General features: G+C 58.2%; 17 protein-coding genes. 9 read left to right on the top strand and 8 right to left on the bottom strand.

Going from position 1 to position 18,053, the window contains the following annotated elements:
* Positions 1 to 2: 2 nt before the first annotated feature.
* Both tmcC and tmcB read left to right on the top strand, forming a co-directional pair.
* Positions 3 to 662 (top strand): TmcC family electron transfer complex membrane anchor subunit, encoded by a 660-nt coding sequence (tmcC, locus tag AC559A_RS07410; protein ID WP_498817185.1) that lies wholly within the window; start codon positions 3 to 5, stop codon positions 660 to 662.
* Positions 663 to 680: 18 nt separating this feature from the next.
* Positions 681 to 2,000, top strand: a complete 1,320-nt coding sequence (gene tmcB / locus AC559A_RS07405) for an electron transfer complex ferredoxin TmcB (protein WP_498817183.1) — start codon at positions 681 to 683, stop codon at positions 1,998 to 2,000.
* 261 nt (positions 2,001 to 2,261) lie between these two features.
* Here tmcB and AC559A_RS07400 read toward each other — a convergent pair whose 3' ends face one another.
* Both AC559A_RS07400 and AC559A_RS07395 read right to left on the bottom strand, forming a co-directional pair.
* On the bottom strand, positions 2,262 to 3,506 hold the full coding sequence (locus AC559A_RS07400) for a (Fe-S)-binding protein (RefSeq protein WP_498817181.1): 1,245 nt from the start codon (positions 3,504 to 3,506) through the stop codon (positions 2,262 to 2,264).
* Between the two features lie 25 nt (positions 3,507 to 3,531).
* Positions 3,532 to 4,188 carry a hypothetical protein gene (locus tag AC559A_RS07395; protein WP_028572423.1) on the bottom strand — a complete coding sequence of 219 codons (657 nt, stop codon included), beginning with the start codon at positions 4,186 to 4,188 and terminating at the stop codon, positions 3,532 to 3,534.
* Positions 4,189 to 4,491: 303 nt separating this feature from the next.
* Between AC559A_RS07395 and AC559A_RS07390 the strand changes: the two genes are divergently transcribed.
* From AC559A_RS07390 to AC559A_RS07360, 7 genes are all read left to right on the top strand, one after another.
* The gene (locus tag AC559A_RS07390) at positions 4,492 to 4,968 is read left to right on the top strand and encodes an RrF2 family transcriptional regulator (protein ID WP_051434591.1); all 477 of its coding nucleotides are present in this window, start codon (positions 4,492 to 4,494) and stop codon (positions 4,966 to 4,968) included.
* 507 nt (positions 4,969 to 5,475) lie between these two features.
* Positions 5,476 to 5,952, top strand: coding sequence for an RrF2 family transcriptional regulator (locus AC559A_RS07385; protein WP_498817179.1), 477 nt, complete (start codon positions 5,476 to 5,478; stop codon positions 5,950 to 5,952).
* Between the two features lie 129 nt (positions 5,953 to 6,081).
* Positions 6,082 to 7,320, top strand: coding sequence for a type III sulfide quinone reductase, selenoprotein subtype (gene sqr, locus AC559A_RS07380; RefSeq protein WP_028572424.1), 1,239 nt, complete (start codon positions 6,082 to 6,084; stop codon positions 7,318 to 7,320).
* Between the two features lie 18 nt (positions 7,321 to 7,338).
* Complete coding sequence (locus AC559A_RS07375) at positions 7,339 to 7,986, top strand: DUF1641 domain-containing protein (protein ID WP_028572425.1); 648 nt, start codon at positions 7,339 to 7,341, stop codon at positions 7,984 to 7,986.
* A 78-nt stretch (positions 7,987 to 8,064) separates the two neighbouring features.
* The gene (locus AC559A_RS07370; RefSeq protein WP_028572426.1) at positions 8,065 to 8,418 is read left to right on the top strand and encodes a response regulator; all 354 of its coding nucleotides are present in this window, start codon (positions 8,065 to 8,067) and stop codon (positions 8,416 to 8,418) included.
* Positions 8,419 to 8,487: 69 nt separating this feature from the next.
* The gene (locus tag AC559A_RS07365; protein WP_498817176.1) at positions 8,488 to 10,482 is read left to right on the top strand and encodes a hybrid sensor histidine kinase/response regulator; all 1,995 of its coding nucleotides are present in this window, start codon (positions 8,488 to 8,490) and stop codon (positions 10,480 to 10,482) included.
* Positions 10,463 to 12,331: a PAS domain-containing sensor histidine kinase gene (locus AC559A_RS07360; RefSeq protein WP_498817174.1), complete on the top strand. Its 1,869-nt coding sequence runs from the start codon at positions 10,463 to 10,465 to the stop codon at positions 12,329 to 12,331. The genes AC559A_RS07365 and AC559A_RS07360 overlap by 20 nt, the downstream gene beginning before the upstream one ends.
* Positions 12,332 to 12,363: 32 nt before the next feature.
* Here the strand turns inward: AC559A_RS07360 and AC559A_RS07355 are convergent, their stop codons facing one another.
* The 6 genes from AC559A_RS07355 to AC559A_RS07330 all read right to left on the bottom strand — a co-directional run bounded on the left by AC559A_RS07355 (position 12,364) and on the right by AC559A_RS07330 (position 17,927).
* Positions 12,364 to 13,842, bottom strand: a complete 1,479-nt coding sequence (locus tag AC559A_RS07355) for a dihydrolipoyl dehydrogenase family protein (protein WP_498817173.1) — start codon at positions 13,840 to 13,842, stop codon at positions 12,364 to 12,366.
* Between the two features lie 26 nt (positions 13,843 to 13,868).
* On the bottom strand, positions 13,869 to 14,897 hold the full coding sequence (locus AC559A_RS07350) for a glycoside hydrolase family 99-like domain-containing protein (RefSeq protein WP_498817171.1): 1,029 nt from the start codon (positions 14,895 to 14,897) through the stop codon (positions 13,869 to 13,871).
* 19 nt (positions 14,898 to 14,916) lie between these two features.
* Positions 14,917 to 15,630 (bottom strand): TVP38/TMEM64 family protein, encoded by a 714-nt coding sequence (locus AC559A_RS07345; protein WP_498817170.1) that lies wholly within the window; start codon positions 15,628 to 15,630, stop codon positions 14,917 to 14,919.
* A gap of 90 nt (positions 15,631 to 15,720) precedes the next feature.
* Positions 15,721 to 16,716 (bottom strand): arsenosugar biosynthesis radical SAM (seleno)protein ArsS, encoded by a 996-nt coding sequence (gene arsS / locus AC559A_RS07340; RefSeq protein WP_498817169.1) that lies wholly within the window; start codon positions 16,714 to 16,716, stop codon positions 15,721 to 15,723.
* Between the two features lie 20 nt (positions 16,717 to 16,736).
* The gene (locus tag AC559A_RS07335; RefSeq protein ID WP_498817167.1) at positions 16,737 to 17,069 is read right to left on the bottom strand and encodes an arsenosugar biosynthesis-associated peroxidase-like protein; all 333 of its coding nucleotides are present in this window, start codon (positions 17,067 to 17,069) and stop codon (positions 16,737 to 16,739) included.
* A gap of 39 nt (positions 17,070 to 17,108) precedes the next feature.
* A complete protein-coding gene (locus tag AC559A_RS07330; RefSeq protein ID WP_211239049.1) occupies positions 17,109 to 17,927 on the bottom strand; it encodes a DUF547 domain-containing protein in 819 nt (272 codons plus the stop codon).
* Positions 17,928 to 18,053 lie beyond the last annotated feature (126 nt).

Below are 18,053 nucleotides of genomic sequence, written 5' to 3'. Positions count from 1 at the left end.
ATATGTACGGCCTATACAACTTCGTCACCGGACCCCTGGTCTGGGCGTCCTTCGCCATCTTCATTCTCGGGTCCATCTATCGCCTGGTTTCCATGTACGCCCTGGCCAAAAAGAAGGACGCCGTCTCCCTGGCCTACATGGACTGGAAATTCTCTTTCCGATCCATCTTCAACTGGTTGATTCCCTTCAACGCCTTGGGCTGGAAAAAGAACCCGTTCCTGACCGTGGTCACGTACGTGTTCCACATCTGCCTGCTGGCCACGCCCATCCTGCTTTCGGCCCACATCATCATGATCGAGGAGTCCTGGGGCGTCAGCTGGTGGAATCTTTCCGATTCCACCGCGGACATCCTGACCATCCTGGTCATTGCCTCCTGCGCCTTCTTTGCCGGACGTCGGCTGCTCCAAAAGGACGTCCGCTTTCTGACCACCGGCCAGGACTGGTTTATTCTGACCATCGCGGCCTTACCTTTCATCACCGGCTTTCTGGCCTACCACCAGCTCTTCAACTACCAGGTGCTGATCATCGCCCACGTGCTGGCCGGCAACATCATGATCGCCGCGATCCCGTTCACCCGCCTCAGCCACATGTTTTTCGCGGTGTTCACCCGCGCCTACATGGGCTCGGAATTCGGCAAAATCCGTAGAGCCAGAGACTGGTAGGATCACAAGGAGAAACATATGGGCATTCAAGACAGACTGATCGAGGACGTGGGGCTCCGCGAAGGGGTTTCACGTTTGACCGAGGATAAAATACAGAAGACCGTCAACGCGGTGTTTCAGGGGGAGACCGGGGCGCGGCTCAAGGCCTATGCCGAGATATGCATGCGCTGCGGAATGTGCACCGAGGCCTGCCACTTCTACCTTTCCCACGACCAGGACCCCTCCTACGCCCCGGCGGCCAAGGTCAAACAGACCATCGGCACGTTGCTGGCCAACAGCGGGCGGGTCAGCCCGGACCAGATCTACAACATGGCCCAGATCGCCTACACCGAGTGCAATCTGTGCCGGCGCTGCGTCCATTTCTGTCCCGTGGGCATCGACACGGCCTACATGATGATCACCATGCGCCGGATCTGTCATAAGCTGGGGGTCACGCCGCAGTATATCCAGGACACGGCCCACAGCCATTCCGCCACCTTCAACCAGATGTGGGTCAAGGACGACGAGTGGCCGGACACATTGCAATGGCAGGAGGAGGAGGCCCGAGACGAATTTCCGGACTTACGGATTCCCCTGGATAAGGAGGGCGCGGACGTTTACTACTCGGTCATCGCTCCGGAGCCGAAATTCCGGACCCAGCTCATCTACCAGGCCGCGGCCATCCTGCACACGGCCAAGATCGACTGGACCATGCCTTCGGAGCCTGGCTGGGACAACTCGGACATGTGTATGTTCACCGGCGACTTCGAAATGATGGGCCGGTTGAAGCGCAAGCACTTCGAGTCCGCCCAGAAGCTGAAGGTCAAGCGGATCGTCATGGGCGAATGCGGCCATGCCTTTCGCTCAATCTACGACGTGGGCAACCGCTGGGCCGGATGGAAGCACTACCCCGTGCCGGTGATCCATTCCATCGAGTTCTTCTGGGAACTGCTGACCCAGGGCAAGATCAAGCTGGCTTCCAAGTACCCGGGGCCGGTCACCATCCATGATCCCTGCAACGTGGTTCGCGGGCGGGGCCTAGGCGACAAACTGCGCGAGGTTGCCCGAATCCTTGTGGACGGGGAGATCATCGAAACAGAAGCCCATGGCGATCACAACATCTGCTGCACCGCCGGCGGAGGCGTAATCAACTGCGGCCCCCCCTTCAAGAACTCTCGGGTGGCCGGCAGCAAGGCCAAAGCCGATCAGCTCCGGGTCACCGGGGCCAAGACCATCATCGCCCCCTGCCACAACTGCCACGGCGGCCTGGACGACACGGTGCACAAGTACGAGCTGGGCATGGATATCAAGTTTTTGGGGGACATCATCTACCAATGCATGGAACGCCCGGAGGCGTAAGGAAGCAAGCAAAATTATCCTGATGAGTGTGGTAGTTATTCCCGTGACGCGTTTGACCTTCCGTAGGGGCGGCCCTTGCGGCCGCCCTGGATGGGCGTGACAATGCGGGGTACCAGTAATTTCCTCACATTCCATGAAATCGCGTCGACAAAACACCGAACAGGACGTCAACCTTCGACCAAAAAACGCACGGCCCGGCAAGCTATCAGCTTGCCGGGCCGTGCGCTTATGTAAGCGATCCTCGAGCCTTTCCGCGAGCGATCAATCCGCCTCGGGCACGTCAACCGCCTCCGCCAGATAGGCGCTGAACAGCTCGACCTTGGCGTCCAGGTCATAGTTTTTGCAGGTTTCGTGAATTCCGTCCTCGCAGTTGTGGCAGGCCACCACGACCATCTGAGCCCCCGTGGCCCGGATGCAGTCGGCCTTGGCCTTGAGCGCGGCGATCTTGGCCTGCTTGTATTCCGGCATCAGCCCCTGACCGCCGCCGTTGCCGCAGCAGTACGTCGCGTTGCCGTGGGGGTGCATCTCCCGAAAGTCCGCGGCCACCACGGACATCAAATCCCTGGATTGCTGGAACATGCCAGCGTTGCGGATAAAATTGCAGGAATCCTGGAACGTGACCGGAGCTTCATGAAAACCGGATTTCAGCTTGAGCGTTCCGGCATGCAGGCACTCCGCCCAGACCTTGATCGGCGGCATGGCCTCGAAGGAAAATTTTCTGCCCAACCAGTATGGCGCCTCGAACCCGAGGGCCTTCATGGAGTGCCCTCACTCCGCGGTGATCACCGCCTTGGCCTTGAGTTTTTCGGCCGTGTCCGCCACGTTGGCTGCCAGCCTGGACGCCTTGGCCACGTCCCCGGCGAAAAGCCCGAGGTTGGTCGAGTCCCAGGCCTTGGAGGACAGAGTGAAATCGATCCCAGCGGCGTTGTAAAGCTTGAGATAGTTGAAGAGATTTTGCGGATAAAATTTGATGTCCCGCGGATGAAAGGTCAGCAGGTAGTCCGCGCCCTCTTTGTCCATGGGCGCCCGGGCCCCGGGCATTTCCTCCTGAAGCTCCTCCAGTTGCCACTCCACGGTTTCCAGAAAATCTTCCTCGGTCACTCCGAGGTTGTTGCCGAACTCCAAGGCGTTCTCCAGCCCCTTGGCCAGACCGGGCGGAGTCAGCCCCATGGCCACGGCCACGCCCCGTGCCGCGTGGACCAGGGAGGCGATGCCGATGCCGTGCGGGCAGTACATGGTGCAGCGCTGGCACATGGTGCAGGTGCCGTAGCAGACGTCGCGCAACGCTTCGAGCACAGCGGCGTCCACTCGACCGCGCCTCTTGTACAGGTTCAGCAGCGGCTTGATGCGGTAAGCCGGAACATGCTCCGGCTTGGGATTGGATGCGTAGTAATGGCACCCCTCCGCGCACATCCCGCACCGGGAACAAATGGACAGCCACATTTCCAGCCGTGCTCCGGCCTTGTCGGCCAGGACGCGGGAAAGGGCCCGAGAATCGATGCTCATGGATTGCTCCTCATGTAGATGAAGGTCACCATGCCCCCACCCGACGTTTGCCGAAATCGCTGCCCGTGGCCGCGCGGGAGACAAAAAAGAGCGCCATGTGCGAAAGCTTGGTGAACGGAATGAGCATCAGGAGAGTGTTGGCGCTAAGCACATGCAAAGTCAGCATCAGCGGATAATCGCCCCACTGCCGGTGCGCGGCCAGCCCGGTGGCCAGGGGCAGGGCGACCAGCAACAGGATCAGCAGATCCTTGGGTTCCGTCAGCCCGCGCAACGCCGGATGGAATAACCGTTTCGCGGCCAAAAACGCCAGGGCGGCCAGGGCGATGATGGTCAATCCATCGGCCCAGACATCGGGGATCGTCGGCCAGGACACGCCCCAGCTTTGCTCCAGCATGATCACGTGGGCCGAGAGAAAAAAGGCCACCACAAGCAGGGGGATATGCAGCGCGAATCCGGCCGCCGTGGACCAGGGGCTGCTTTTAGCTGTCCGGTTCAGCGGCAGAAGATAATGCGCCAGTGAGCCCACGGCCCAGACTGTCTGAAAATCCGAAGGCAGGCCTTTGCTCGCGGCAACGGCCTTGCGGCGATAGCGGATCAGACGATAGCTCAGGCCCGCGATACATACCGTAAACGCCAGCCAGACCATCGGTCCCGCGGCAAAATTGTAGACGACATAAATCAAGGTTTTCCTCCAACACCGTCGCGAACGTGGCAGGCTCCGCACATCATCGGGTGCCGTCGGGGCATCCGATCCGTATCGGGAAAGGCGTCCGCTTGGCCGGTGGCACGTTATCGAAGACCCATTGGGGTGTCCAGTATGCCTGCGTGAACTTTCAAGTGGTGTTTCCTGAACGCGGAATAATTTCTTGACTTGCCTGGATTCGGAACCTACACCCGAAACCAGTGTCAAGAACGAAGGTCCCTGCGAGATGGAGACTTCCGTATCCAGTTCCCGACAAACGTCGCGACGAATGGGAGATGCATCATGAAACTGTCCGCCCGCTCACGCTATGCCACCCGCATCCTGCTCGACTTGGCCGAGCACACCGAGGACAGGCCGCTATGTGCGTCCGCGATCTCCGAAAGCACGGACATTTCAGTGCCGTTCATCGAGCAAATTCTCCGCCCCCTGAAAAAAGCCGGGTATATCAAAAGCGTTCGCGGGGCCTACGGGGGGCATATCTTTCTCAAGGAACCTTCCTGCATCACCCTCGGCGACATCGTGCGCGCCATGGAAGGCGAAATCAACATCAGCCAGTGCTGCTCGACGCCGGAGTCCTGCGAGCGCAGCGGCGATTGCCGCACCCGGTTTGCCTGGGGCCATATATCGCGGACCATCGAGCGTGAACTGGACGCCATTACCTTGGCGGATCTGATGTTCAATCCGGAACAGATCGCCGTAAAGTCCGGGACGTCTTCCCCACCTCGAGTTCACTGTCCTGAGGACGCCCAACCGAACTGATCCCCGCAAAGGATTCGTTGTTGGCGCATGGACGCCACGACCGTCCCCCCCCGGATATCCGCGACCCGGTGAGTCACCCGGGCTTGGCCTGCCAGCCTTTCCTCCGTTGTCGACGCCTTCCGCTGTTGAGCCGATCTGTGCCCGAGCGCCGCGGCCGAGAGCGGTCCGATCGAAAACAGCCGACTTTGAACGTTTGAAGGTTCAAACCAGACCTTGACAGGCTTTCGCATTCGGCCTATGAGCCCTCATCTTTTGTCGACGTTTTTACTTCATATTAATTTAGTCTAGATTAAATCTGTTGCCTTTCTCCTGACAAACACCATCGCTCACGGCATCAGGACGTGGTGTTTTCATTTCCTTAGGCCTTTGCTGATCTTATCAAATGGGACAAGGTTTCACGCCAATAGCGTGCGCAAAAACACGACAAAATCAATCTAAATTAAACCTATCGATTATACCGGGATTCGCCGCTTTCTCAATCCGGCGAACAACCAGAAGAGACACGACATGCAACTCTCCTCGCGAACACGCCATGGCGCACGCCTGCTGATGAATCTGGCCCACTTTTCCCAAAAAGGCCCTCTCCGGGCGAGCCACATCTCCAATAATATCGGAATCTCCGTCAAATATCTGGAAAAAATCATCAAGCCCTTGCGCCAAGCCGGATTGATCAAGGGATTGCGCGGCCCGGGCGGCGGTTACTTTCTCGGTCGGGCTCCCGAAGACATTACGCTCGGTGAAATTGTCCAGGCCTTGGACGGCGGGCCGCACTTGTCCTGCTGCGCCGACCCGGACGCCTGCTTGCCATCGGATTTCTGCGGCTCCCCAGCCCTTTGGGCCGACCTTACCAGCACGCTCCAAGGCAAGCTGAACTCCATCACCCTGAGCGGGATGATGCGCCAGGATTCCATTTTCAAAGCCGCGCCGGCGGCACGGAAAACCAAGGCGGACGTACACCGTCACGACACGGCCCAAGCGGCCTGAACACCCCCAAAACAACTGCCGACACACCGAGGCGATACGCTTTCACAAGTCGTTTTCGACTTTTTGAACACGGACCGTTCCACGGGGATCCATCAAAAATCATAAACCTTTCAACAGGAGATGCTCGTCATGAAAAAATTGCTCATTCTTGGTTCCGGCTCCGGGGGAACCATGGTTGCCACGAAGATGCGCGAAAAGCTTCCGGAAAAGGAGTGGGAGATCACGGTCATCGACCGCGATTGGGAACACCACTACCAGGCCGGATGGCTCTTCGTCCCCTTCGGCGTCTATACCCTGGACGATTGCAAGAAGCCCAAGGCCGACTTCATTCCCAAGGGCGTCAAGCTGGTCATGGATTCCATCGAGTCCATCGACCCGGCGAAAAAGGTCGTCACATGCAAGAACGGCAAGTACACCTACGACTGGGTGGTCGTGGCCACGGGGTGTCGCATCGCGCCGGAAGAAGTTGAAGGCATGATGGACGACTGGGGCGGAAACATCCAGAACTTCTACACTCCGGACGGCGCGGTGGCTCTGTTCAAGAAGTGGAAGAACATGAAGGAAGGGCGCATCGTCCATCACATTTCCGAGATGCCCATCAAGTGTCCGGTAGCCCCGTTGGAGTTCGTCTACCTCGCCGACTGGTTCTTCACCATCAACGGCGTGCGTGAGAACATCGAAATCGAGCTGGTCACCCCCCTCACCGGCGCCTTCACCAAGCCCGTGGCCGCACAGATCCTGGGCAAGGTCTGCGAGGACAAGAACATCAAGGTCACGCCGAACTTCGTGGTGGACAACGTCAACGTGGGTAAGAAGGCCATTGAATCCGTCTCCGGCGAGGAAGTGCCCTACGACCTGCTGGTGGCCATTCCCCCAAACTTCGGCCAGCAGGTGATCATTGATTCAGGTATGGGCGACGCCATGGGCTACGTGGATACGGACAAGCACACGTTGAAGGCCAAGAACTTCGAAAACATGTACGTCATCGGCGACGCCACCAACGTACCCACCTCCAAGGCCGGCAGCGTGGCCCACTACCAGTCCGACATCGTGGTGGATAACCTGATCCGGGAAATGGAAGGCGAGGAACCGCGTCCGGACTTTGACGGCCACTCCACCTGCTTCATCGTCTCCGGGTACGAGCAGGCCTATCTGATCGACTTCAACTACGAGGTCCAGCCGCTTCCGGGCAAGTACCCCTTCCCCGGGGTCGGCCCGTTCTCCCTGCTCGGCGAATCGCACATGAACTACTGGGGCAAGATGATGTTCAAGTGGGTCTATTTCGACCTGATGCTCAAGGGCAGTGAACTGCCCCTGGAGCCGCAGATGTTCATGGCCGGAAAAATGCGCCACTTGGCCAAAGCCTAAGGCGGGAGGTTGATGCATATGTCCAAAGAAGACCTCATCCTCAAACGCCTTGACGAGATCGAGGCGAAGGTGGCCTTGGTGCACGATCGCGCCGTGGCCGCCCAGAACCTCAGGCATGAGCTGCAGCCCATCATGAACGACGCGTTCAAGGTCATGCTCCACGAGTTGGGCGATATCGAGACCGGCTTCCAACTGGAAGATCTCTTCGATATGGTCAAAACCACCATGCGCAACGTCAAGAACCTGACCTACATGATGAAGCAGATGGAAAACATCATCGATCTCTGGCACACTTCCGAACCCTTGTTAAAGCACACGGTACCCAAGGCCATCGCCTATCTCGACGACTTGGAACAAAAGGGCGTCTTCCGCACCTACCAGGCCATGCTCTCCTTGCGTGCCAAGGTGGCCCAGGAATACGGCCCCGAACAGATCGAGGAAATGGGCGACGCCTTCGTGTTCCTGATCGGCATGTTGAACAAGTTCAAGGATCCCAAAGTCCGGGAGATGATCGAAAAGGCTTCCGACGCGTTCACCTCCATGGACCTGAAAGACTGCGAACCTTGCGGCATGTTCGGCATGATGAAGGCCATGTCCAGTCCGGAAGCCAAACAAGGCCTGGGCGTGATGCTCGAAATGACCAAGACCCTTGGCAAGCTGAAATAGACGTTTCGCGGCCACGGACCAGGACGCTTGGTCCGTGGCCTTCCTTGCTTCACGACACCCGTCATAAAGGAGTATCCCGTGGCCAAGAAAATTCTGATTGTCGACGACGACCCGGAAATTCTGGACTATCTGAGCGAACTCTTCGAGGATAACGGCTACCAGACCGTAACCGCCATCAACGGCGTCGAAGGGTTGGATAAAGTCCGCGCCGAGCAGCCGGACCTGATTACCCTGGACATGGACATGCCCGAAAAGGGCGGAACCAATTTCTATGCCGGACTGCGCAAAGACCAGGCAATCCGGGATATCCCGGTGATCGTGGTCAGCGGCGTGGGTCCGCGCCCGCCGGTGCTGACCAAGGACGTCCCGACCATCTCCAAGCCCATCGACAACGCCAAGCTGCTCCAGCTTGTCGCCGAGATGGTTCAGTAATCTCGCTTTGCGCCGCGACCGATCCACGTCCAGTCGGATCGGTCGCGGCCTTTCAGCCGCCTCAGTCCCGTGAGTGAATCACTTCTCCCTTCCGCTCCGTCATCCGAGACCTTGTCCGTCCTGATCGTGGACGACGAGCAGGATATCCGCGAAATGCTGGAGATCCTGCTCCAGGAACTCGGATTCACGACCCACCTCGCCGCCGACGGGGTCAAGGCCTTGGAAGCGTTTAACCGCCACCAGCCCCATATCGTGCTCACGGACATCAAGATGCCCGGCAAGGACGGCATCGGCGTGCTCCGGGAGATCAAGGCCGCGCGCCCGGAAACCGAGGTAATCATGATTTCCGGCCACGGCGACATGCATCTGGCCATTCAAAGCCTCAAGCACGACGCCGCGGACTTCATCACCAAGCCCATCGACGAAGAGCTGCTGGAAATCGCCCTGGGCAAGGTTTCGGAACGGATTGGCCTGCGGCGTCAGGTACGCGAACATACGGAAAATCTGGAAGCCCTGGTCCGCGAAAAATCCGCGGCCCTGGTGGAAATGGAGCGTAAGCTGGCCGCGACGCAGATCATGGAAGGCATGGGCCGGGCCTTGACCATCCTGGCCGGAGACCCTGCTTCCGGAGACTATTTTCCGGAATTGCCGTTCCATGTCGCCATTCATGACGGCAACTGCCAAGTCGTGACCACCAACCAAGGCTATCGCGACCGCTTCGGCGACCGCTCCGGGCTGGCCAGTTGCGGCGCGTACGAACGTTGCGGCGAGTCGGGATGGAAAAGTCCGGTGCGCGAGGCCGCCGAGGCCCGGGCCAGCATCCATCGCCACGAGACCATGGTTGCCACGGACGGAACCGTAGTGCCGGTGATGACCCATGTCTCTCCGGTCATCGGCGCGGCGGGCGAACTGGAACTGTTGCTGGAAATCGCCGTGGACGTCTCGGAAATGCGCCGCCTCCAGAAAGAACTGTCCCGCACCCAGCGCAAATTCGAATATTTCTTCAACATGGTGCCCTGCGCCATCAGCGTCCAGGACCGCGAATTGCGCGTCGTGGAGGCCAACGCCACCTTTCGCCGGGACTTCGGCGACCCCGCGGGCCGGGCCTGCCACGAACTGTACAAGCACCGCGACGCTCCCTGCGACGACTGTCCGGTCCTGGCCAGTTTCGCCGACAACGCCCCGCACCAGTACGAAACCGTGGTCGCCACCCGCGGCGGCGAGCAGCGCAACATTCTGGTCTGGACCGCGCCCCTGGCCGATAGTGACGGCACGGTGAACCACGTCCTGGAAGTTTCCACGGACATCACCCAGATTCGCCAATTGCAGGACCATCTCGCTTCCCTGGGCATCATGCTCGGCTCCATGTCCCACGGCGTCAAAGGCCTGCTCATGGCCATCGACGGCGGGGCCTATCGGGTGGACAAGGGTCTGGAAAAGGGTGACTTGCCACGTGTCGCCGCGGGTTGGAAAACCGTTCGCCACAGACTGGACCACATGCGCCGGACCGTGATGGACATTTTGTATTACTCCAAGTCCCGCGAACCAAACCTCGCCCCGCACCCTCTGCACGGCGTGGCCGAACATTTGGCCGAAACCGTTTCCGCCAAGGCGAGCAAGTCGGAGATCATCTTTCAAACGGACTTTTCCCAAGCGGACGGCCAAATCCTGATCGACGACGTCGCGTTTTACTCGGCCATGGCCAATATTCTGGAAAACGCCGTGGACGCCTGCCTGTTCAACCGTGACGCGGCGGAACACCGAATCGGTTTTCACGTCGTTCGAGCCGACGGCCACGCCGTCTTCACCATCCGGGACAACGGCATCGGCATGGACCGGGAGACCATGGACAACATGTTCACCCTGTTCTTCTCCTCCAAGGGCGCTCTGGGCACGGGCATCGGCATGTTCGTCTCCCATGAGATCATCACCGGGCACGGCGGAACCATCACCGTGGACTCCGCCCCGGGAAAAGGAACCACGTTCCGAATCACGCTTCCCCTGGCTCAACCTTCGGTTTCCGAGGACGAGCCGACCAGCGACCATGCCTCACCCCTCTCCTGACCGCCCCCTCCCGCCTTTTTTTCGCTCCCTGACGTTCAAACTCTGCCTGGCCATGGGGCTTGGGATGGCGGCGCTCATGGGTGCCTTTTTCCTTATCGCGCTCGGCCAAGCCGAGCCGACGGAGCCTTGGGTCTCGGCCGGCCGGGACCTGCTCAAAGTCCTGCCCATATTCCTCCTTATTCTGACCGGATTCGGATTTCTGGTCGCCCATCGCCTGACTCGACCTTTGGCCGCGTTGCAAGAGGCGCTGGAGGCCAAAGCCCTCGGTTCCGCGTGGGCGGAGCTGGACGAAGCCAAGGCGGGGGAACTGCGTGACATGACGAAGACGGTCAACCTCATCGCCGCTTCGGTCCGCCAACGTCGCTTGGCTTTGGACGAACAACTGAACATGTATCAAAGCCTATTTCACAACGTCCCTTGTCTGATTACGGTTCACGACCGTGAATACAGGCTGCTTCGATACAACAAAATGTTCAGGGAATTGTTCGACGCCAAACCCATGGAGCATTGCTACAAGGTCTATAAAAGCCGGATCACGCAATGCGAGAACTGCCCGGTTGAGCGGACCTTCAACGACGGAAAGTCACATACCACGGAGGAAAAAGGATTTTACAAGGACGGCACTCCGGCGCACTGGATCGTCCGCACCGCTCCCATCCGGGATGCCGACGGCGAAATCACCGCCGTGATGGAGATGTGCCTGGACATTACCGACCGGAAGCTCTTGGAGCAAAAACTCAGAAAATCGGAGAAAAAGTACTCCACCATTTTTGACAATATCCCCGTGGCCGTCTTTGAACTCAACGCCGAAACCCTGGACGTGCGCAACTGCAACCGCGGCATGTCCCAGCTCTACGGCTACTGCAAGGGAGAAGTGATCGGCAAATCCTTCTCCATGCTCTTCGCGCTGAACTCCACGGACGCCCACCTCACGGCCCTGCGCAACTCCGGGCACATCCCCCAGGCCAAGCACATGGACAAGGACGGCCAGGAGTTTTTCGTCTCCATCGACACTTCACGGACCGCCCTGGAGGGCAAGGAACTCCTTCTCGCCGTGGTTTCCGACGTCACGGACCGCATCAGGGCCGAACAGCAGGTCATCCAGTCCAGCAAGATGGCCACCTTGGGCGAGATGGCCGCCGGGGTGGCCCATGAACTGAATCAACCCCTGGCCGTCCTGAAGATGGTCGCCAACTTTTTTACCCGCCAGACGAACAAAGGCCTGACTCCGAATCAAGACCAACTGCGCCAGATGACCGCCAAGATCATCAACAACGTGGACCGAGCCACCAAGATCATCGAGCACATGCGCGAGTTCGGCCACAAGCCCAACCTGGAAAGCACCGACATTCAGGTCAACGACGTCCTGCGCCGGGCCTGCGACTTTTTCAGCGAGCAGCTCAAAATCCGGGACATCACCGTCACATGGGAACTGGACGCGGACCAGCCGCCTGTACTGGCCGACCCGAACAGGCTGGAACAGGTGTTCATCAACCTGCTGGTCAACGCCCGGGACGCCATCGAGGACAAATGCTCCGGCAAGGACTGCGCTGAATCCGACCGGATGATCACCCTGCGGACAAGATCCAACGCCCGACACGTGGTCGCTGAGGTCTTGGACACCGGACCGGGCGTACCCAAAAACGTCATTGGACGGATCTTCGAACCGTTCTTCTCCACCAAGGAAGTCGGTCGCGGAACCGGCCTCGGCCTATCCATCTGCTACGACATCATCACGGACTATGACGGCACCATCCATGTCTTCTCCAAACCAGGCCACGGCGCCCGCTTCGTCGTCACCCTGCCCATCGCCGGAACCACGCGCAATGGCTCCAAGACATCCGCATAACTGGGCGTTGAAGCGACTGCGCCCAAATCTTATCAGGGTCCGCTCTGATCGCCGCAGCCCCGGCCCTTGAAACCGAAGAAAAACTTCAGGGTCTTTTTGACGCCGTCCGAGAAAATTTTCTCGCTCAGATGCTTTCCGGCGACCCGCTTGTTGATCTCGGCCAGAGTCGGATAGGGGTGAACCGCTCCGGCCAGGGTGCTCAGCTTGACCTTGCCGCCCAGCACCGCGACCCATTCGGCCAAAAGCTCCCCGGCATGCGGCCCGACAATCTGCACGCCCAAGGGCTTGTTCTTCCTGTCCAGCAGCAGCTTGATCCGCCCTTCCCGCTCCTCCTCGGCCAGACCGCGGTCGTTCTCAGCGAACTCCTCGGTCCAGACCGTATACTCCAGCCCCTGTTGACGAGCCTGTTTCTCGTTCATCCCAATGCTGGCGAATTCCGGGTCCGTGTAGGTGCAGGCCGGCATCCAGGTGTAGTCCGCCTTGCGCGGCAGATGAAATACGGCGTTGGTCACCACCACCCCGCCCTCATATCCCGCGGCATGGGTGAACTGGTACGCTCCGGTCACGTCCCCGCAGGCAAAGATGTGCTTCTGGGAAGTGCGCAACCGGGCGTCCACCTGGACACCCTTGCGGTCAAACACAACTCCCGCGTTCTCCAGCCCCAGGCCGTCCACGCTCACGCTCCGCCCCAGGGCCACCAGCAGGGCCGTTCCCCGCAACGACATTTCAACGCCCTCGCCGTTCTTGAAAAAAATCTCACGTTCCCGGCCCAAATCCTGGACCCGCAGCATTTCGGTCCCCAAGTGAAACGTCACGCCTTCCTGTTCCATGACGCCCTGGACCAGCCCGGCCATGTCCGCGTCCTCCCTGGACAAAATCTGCGGGCTGCGCTGGATCACGTCCACCTTGGACCCCAGGCGGGCAAAAGCCTGGGCCATCTCCACGGCAATGGGCCCGCCGCCGATGATCACCAGGGAGGACGGCAGTTCGTCCAGAAAAAAAATCTCCCGGTTCGTCAGACAGGGCGTACGGTCCAGCCCCTCCAACTTAGGCAAGGCCGCGGTGGAACCGGTGGCCACGACCCAGGTCTTGGCCGAGACGGTCCGGACATCCCCGGCATTGGTCTCGATACGCGCCTGGTGCTCATCCACGAACACGGCCCGTCCGAACTCCACCTCCGCACCGAGTTTGCAAAACCGCTCCGGAGAATCATGGGGCTGGATCGCGGCAATGACCCGGCGGATGCGGTCCCGAACCTGGCGAAAATCCACCTCCGGCACCGCGACCTCGGGCAGACCGTACCGGGCCGCCTGGCGCATCTGGTGGTAGACCTTGGCCGACTTGATCAACGTCTTGCTGGGCACGCATCCATAGTGCAGGCAATCCCCGCCCATGGCCGGCTCCTTTTCCACGATCAAAACCTTGGCCCCGGCCTGAGCCGCCCCGGCGGCCACGGTCAACCCGGCGGCCCCGGCCCCGATCACGGCGATGTCGTAGTCGTATTGCGGCATGTCAAGCCTCCACGATTATAAAACGTTCATCTGATTAGATCTTTAATTATATTCAACTTTGAAAATCCATATCTAACATCCGGCTCCAAATAACAGCCCTCACCCCATTCATTCCATGCATTAACAAAAACATATTGGTAATCAGGAGGAAAATTTTTCTTTGTCTCAGAGATGCGATTCTCAACAAAATATTTAAATGTACCAAGTGAAAAATTATCAAAACAAATCCCAGAATTCTTATACCTCGGAGTATTATCCCATCCAGGAAAAGCACCTCTAAAACGGACATATCCCGGTTCAGGCTTCAGCATCATGTTAATGACTGTCTGCTTGTAATCGTAAATCCGAAATCCTGTATCAAGCTTTTTTTCAAGACAAGAAACTGTCCAGTCTGGAGCAAATTCAATAGCAGCATCAAATCCATACAATTCAGGGTGCATATTATAAACCAAAGATTCCACACATATCAAATACAAACCTTCAAAACCATGTTTCTTTGCAAGATATCTCCAGACATGACTATACATTTTTGTGTCTGTGATCTCGTCAGGATTGTAAACAATAAAAACAGGCTTTCCTTCAATCTTTATATACCGATAGTCATTAAAATACTTGACAAGTGAATAAAAAATTCTGACAGCGTTATCTTCTGAATAATTTTGCTTGATCAAAACTTCTTTATTTTGGCCATACCAAGCTCTCGTCCAACTTTCATTAGCCCAGCACAAGCAGAATTTATTTTGTATTACCTTATTTTTAAGCATGATCTGAAGTGGTTGCTCTAAAAGGGTGTGGCCATCAAAATTGTAGTAGTAATAACAAAATCCAAATATTCCAGAATTCAACGCCATCTTATGCTGATACAACAAGAAGTCTTCACTTGATAAATCGTAGTAACCAATTGTCTTGTCAGGAATTCTCGGCTGATCATGCCCGCTGAAAAAAGGTTTCGCACTCCTTACATTGTTCCACTCAGTAAAACCATCTCCCCACCAGAAATTGTTTTCCGGGATAACATGGTATTGCGGTAGGTAGAAAGCTATTAGCTTAACCATTCTGATGCCATTGTTCGTTTTATTCAGGGACGTTTGGAAGAAGTTTGTCCTGCCTGGCCCGGTACCAGACCATGATTTTTTTCGTGGCCAGGGGAAAGGCGCCCAGCAGGACAAAGGAAAAAATCAAGCCCGGCGAAAGAATCCCTCCCAGGGAATCGATCCGCCCCAGTTCCCGACCGGCGTTGACGTAGACCAGGGTGCCGGGGAGCATGCCGACCTGGGAGACCCAGAAGAAAGTGCGCAGCTTCATCCGGGTCAGGCCCATGACCAGATTTATTATCCAGAATGGAAAAATGGGAACAAGGCGCAACGTGAACAGATAAAACGCCCCTTCCTTCGCTATGCCCTGGTTGACCGCAACCAGACGTTGTCCGAACCGGCGCTGGACCCAGTCCTGAAGAACGAAGCGGGAAACGAAACAGGCCAGCGTGGCCCCGATGGTGCTGGCAAAGGAGACAACCACCGTCCCCACCAACAGGCCGAACAAGGCTCCCCCGGCAAGGGTCATGATCGCGGCACCGGGCAGAGACAGGGCGGTGACCAGAATGTAGACCCCCATGTACACAGCGATCACCGTGGCGGTCTGTTCCGCGTACAGGGTCTGAAACCGCTGCTGGGAATCCTTGATGTAGTCCAGGGAAAGAAACTGCCCCAGGTCAAAGAGGAAAAACGCCCCAACCAGGGCGGACAGGGCAAGAATAAGGAAGATTTTCTGGATGGATTTTGATTGCATCTGGTTGCCGCGATTGTTGTGCGTTTCAAATGTGGACTCTGTGTGTGGGCGACCGACCGGCCGCCTCTACGTTGCCGCGATGCTCCCCCCTCAGGTGAACCCGGCGCCCGCGGTACAGGCGTAGCAATACTCGGCCGTGGCTATGGGCGTGCCGGGAAGGGGCGGGCCGCTCATTGTCGCGACGTGCCGTCTTGTCCCGTCCAGGGGAATGGCCTTGGCCAGATGAAAGTCGCAGTCGTGCAGATCTCCTTTCCAGTCCACGGAAACCAGGCTCCGGCACATCAGACCGGCCACGGCCTCGGGATTGAAGGTCTCGGTCAGGCGAGTCATGTACTGTTCGTAATTGCCTGAAGCCTCAAGCCATGTCCGAAACCGACCCAACGGCACATTGGCAAAGGTGTACAGATTGTTGAAAACAATGTCCCACTTGCGTTGCAGTTCCCGGCGAAAACGCTCCTCTGTCCGACCCTGGTCCGGCGGCATGAACGCCCCGGCCGGGTTGGACACCAGGTTCAACTCCAGCCCGGTTCCGGACTGTCCGTAACCCAAAGTGTTCAGCCATTGCAGCGTGCGCACGCTGGCGTCCATCACCCCGCCGCCGCGCTGGGCGTCGGTCTGGGAAGCGTGGGTCGCCGGGAGGGAGCAGACGAGAACGATCTTCAAATCGCGGCAGAGCAGGCCGAGATGTTCCCGGGCCGAGTCCCTGATGGCGGTTAAATTGGAACGGAGCATGACTCTTGGAGCCGCTTCGGCCAGACGGGTCAAAAGGTGATCGATCTCGGGGACCATTTCCGGTGCGCCACCGGTCACGTCGGCCGACTGGAATCCGCCCCGCTCCGCGTAGTCAGCGACCTGATCCATGGTTTCCCGGTCCATGATCTCCGTGCGTTTCGGCCCGGCCTCCAGGTGACAGTGTCGACAGGCCTGGTTGCAGAGCAAACCGGTGTTGATCTGCAGGGTGTGGGTCTGCTCACGTTCCAGGCGCAATCCATGCCGGGCAAGGGTTTGGGCAAAACCGACACAGGTCGAAGGGCAGAGCGCTGACCGGGCTTCCTGCATGACACAATCCCGCGGTTCCAACGTCATGTCCAAATCACCCGGAATGCCTACAAGGAAAGCTTGTCCGCCGCGTTGCGCATCTGCAAGCCATGGACGAGCGAGGCCCCCCCGCGGATCGCCCCGGCCACGTGCACGGCCTCGGTCATTTCCGCCGTATTCGAACCCTGCTCCAGGCATTCCTTGGCATAGGCGTCGATGCAGTAAGGGCACTGCACGGCATGGGCCACGGCCAGGGCGATGAGGCTCTTTTCCCGGACCGTGAGTTCCCCCTCGGCCATGACCGCGCCGTAGTACTCGAAGAATTTCTTGGCCAGTTCCGGGGCGTCCTTGCCGATTTCCGAAAAGCGCGGCAGATCTTTGGGATCATAGTAGGATTGCATTCCCAGCTCCTTGGAGTTTGTTAGTGCGAAGAGATTGATTCACTCGTTAAGGTCCCAATCGTAATCATACGAGATGCGACCGCTGTAGCCGCGCAATGTCGCGGCCAGGGGGGGCTCGGCGTATTGGGCGATATGCTCCAGAATCTCCTGGTCGTTTTCCCCGAAATCCTCCGAAAACCAGTCATAAATGGAGGAAAGACGCAGATGTCGGCCCGTTGCGTCAACTCCCCTGGGATGGTTGATGTATTCCCGGGCCGCGGCCTCCAGCATGGATTCCAGGTTCTCGGCGGTAAAAGCCCTTGGTTGCAGGTTCGGGCAGCCGATGCTGGCGCAGTTCACGGCGTAGTGGATGCGCGGGTCTTGCCAGATCGGGCGCAGGATGCGGTGCTCGATGTCGTTCAGGGTCAGGGATTCCCCCTCGACTTCCACCAGGGGCGCGTCCCAGGGTCCGCGGGTGAAAAAACCGGGGGAAACGTTGATCCGCCGTATACTGACGACCGGATAGTGTTCCAGGACCACCTCCAAGGTCAAGGCGTTGTAGAAATTGATCCAGTAGGCCATCTGCTCGTCGCGGTTCAACGCGGACACAGTCGTTCCCTGGAGGCTTTCGATATATGCCTGCAAGGCTTTTCGGTCCGCCGGGGTTACGTCGGCGTACCGGACCATGTTCACCCCTGATGGGTGGTCGGTCACGAGATAGGCGGCCAGAAACGCGTCCCATGCTCCGTGGTCCACCTGTTGCGAAGACACGGACTCGTATGTCTCCCAGCGCGGCCAGAGGTCGGCCTTGGGCGCGGCCCAGGCCATTTCGGCGGCCAAGAGCAGGCCGATGACGATCATGATTTTGATCACGTTCATTTGTATACTGCTTTTGGTTGAGTGTTAAATACACTAGTGTCCCAACATTGTCATTGCCAAGACATGTATTTGTTTGAAATTAATGGATTAATAGGAGTTTTTGCCATGTAACGACTTGAAAGGCTT

The organism is Desulfonatronum zhilinae (assembly GCF_900182865.1).
Lineage (GTDB): Bacteria > Desulfobacterota > Desulfovibrionia > Desulfovibrionales > Desulfonatronaceae > Desulfonatronum > Desulfonatronum lacustre.
Note: the sequence above shows the minus strand (reverse complement) of the source record. Positions and strands in the feature narration are given on the sequence as shown.

Bases quoted from the DNA above. Each gene is read 5' to 3' on its own strand.
- tmcC (WP_498817185.1), top strand. From the start codon at position 3: ATGTACGGCCTATACAACTTCGTCACCGGACCCCTGGTCTGGGCGTCC.
- tmcB (WP_498817183.1), top strand. From the start codon at position 681: ATGGGCATTCAAGACAGACTGATCGAGGACGTGGGGCTCCGCGAAGGG.
- AC559A_RS07390 (WP_051434591.1), top strand. From the start codon at position 4,492: ATGAAACTGTCCGCCCGCTCACGCTATGCCACCCGCATCCTGCTCGAC.
- AC559A_RS07385 (WP_498817179.1), top strand. From the start codon at position 5,476: ATGCAACTCTCCTCGCGAACACGCCATGGCGCACGCCTGCTGATGAAT.
- sqr (WP_028572424.1), top strand. From the start codon at position 6,082: ATGAAAAAATTGCTCATTCTTGGTTCCGGCTCCGGGGGAACCATGGTT.
- AC559A_RS07375 (WP_028572425.1), top strand. From the start codon at position 7,339: ATGTCCAAAGAAGACCTCATCCTCAAACGCCTTGACGAGATCGAGGCG.
- AC559A_RS07360 (WP_498817174.1), top strand. From the start codon at position 10,463: ATGCCTCACCCCTCTCCTGACCGCCCCCTCCCGCCTTTTTTTCGCTCC.
- AC559A_RS07355 (WP_498817173.1), bottom strand. From the start codon at position 13,842: ATGCCGCAATACGACTACGACATCGCCGTGATCGGGGCCGGGGCCGCC.
- AC559A_RS07350 (WP_498817171.1), bottom strand. From the start codon at position 14,897: ATGGTTAAGCTAATAGCTTTCTACCTACCGCAATACCATGTTATCCCG.
- AC559A_RS07345 (WP_498817170.1), bottom strand. From the start codon at position 15,630: ATGCAATCAAAATCCATCCAGAAAATCTTCCTTATTCTTGCCCTGTCC.
- arsS (WP_498817169.1), bottom strand. From the start codon at position 16,716: ATGACGTTGGAACCGCGGGATTGTGTCATGCAGGAAGCCCGGTCAGCG.
- AC559A_RS07335 (WP_498817167.1), bottom strand. From the start codon at position 17,069: ATGCAATCCTACTATGATCCCAAAGATCTGCCGCGCTTTTCGGAAATC.
- AC559A_RS07330 (WP_211239049.1), bottom strand. From the start codon at position 17,927: ATGAACGTGATCAAAATCATGATCGTCATCGGCCTGCTCTTGGCCGCC.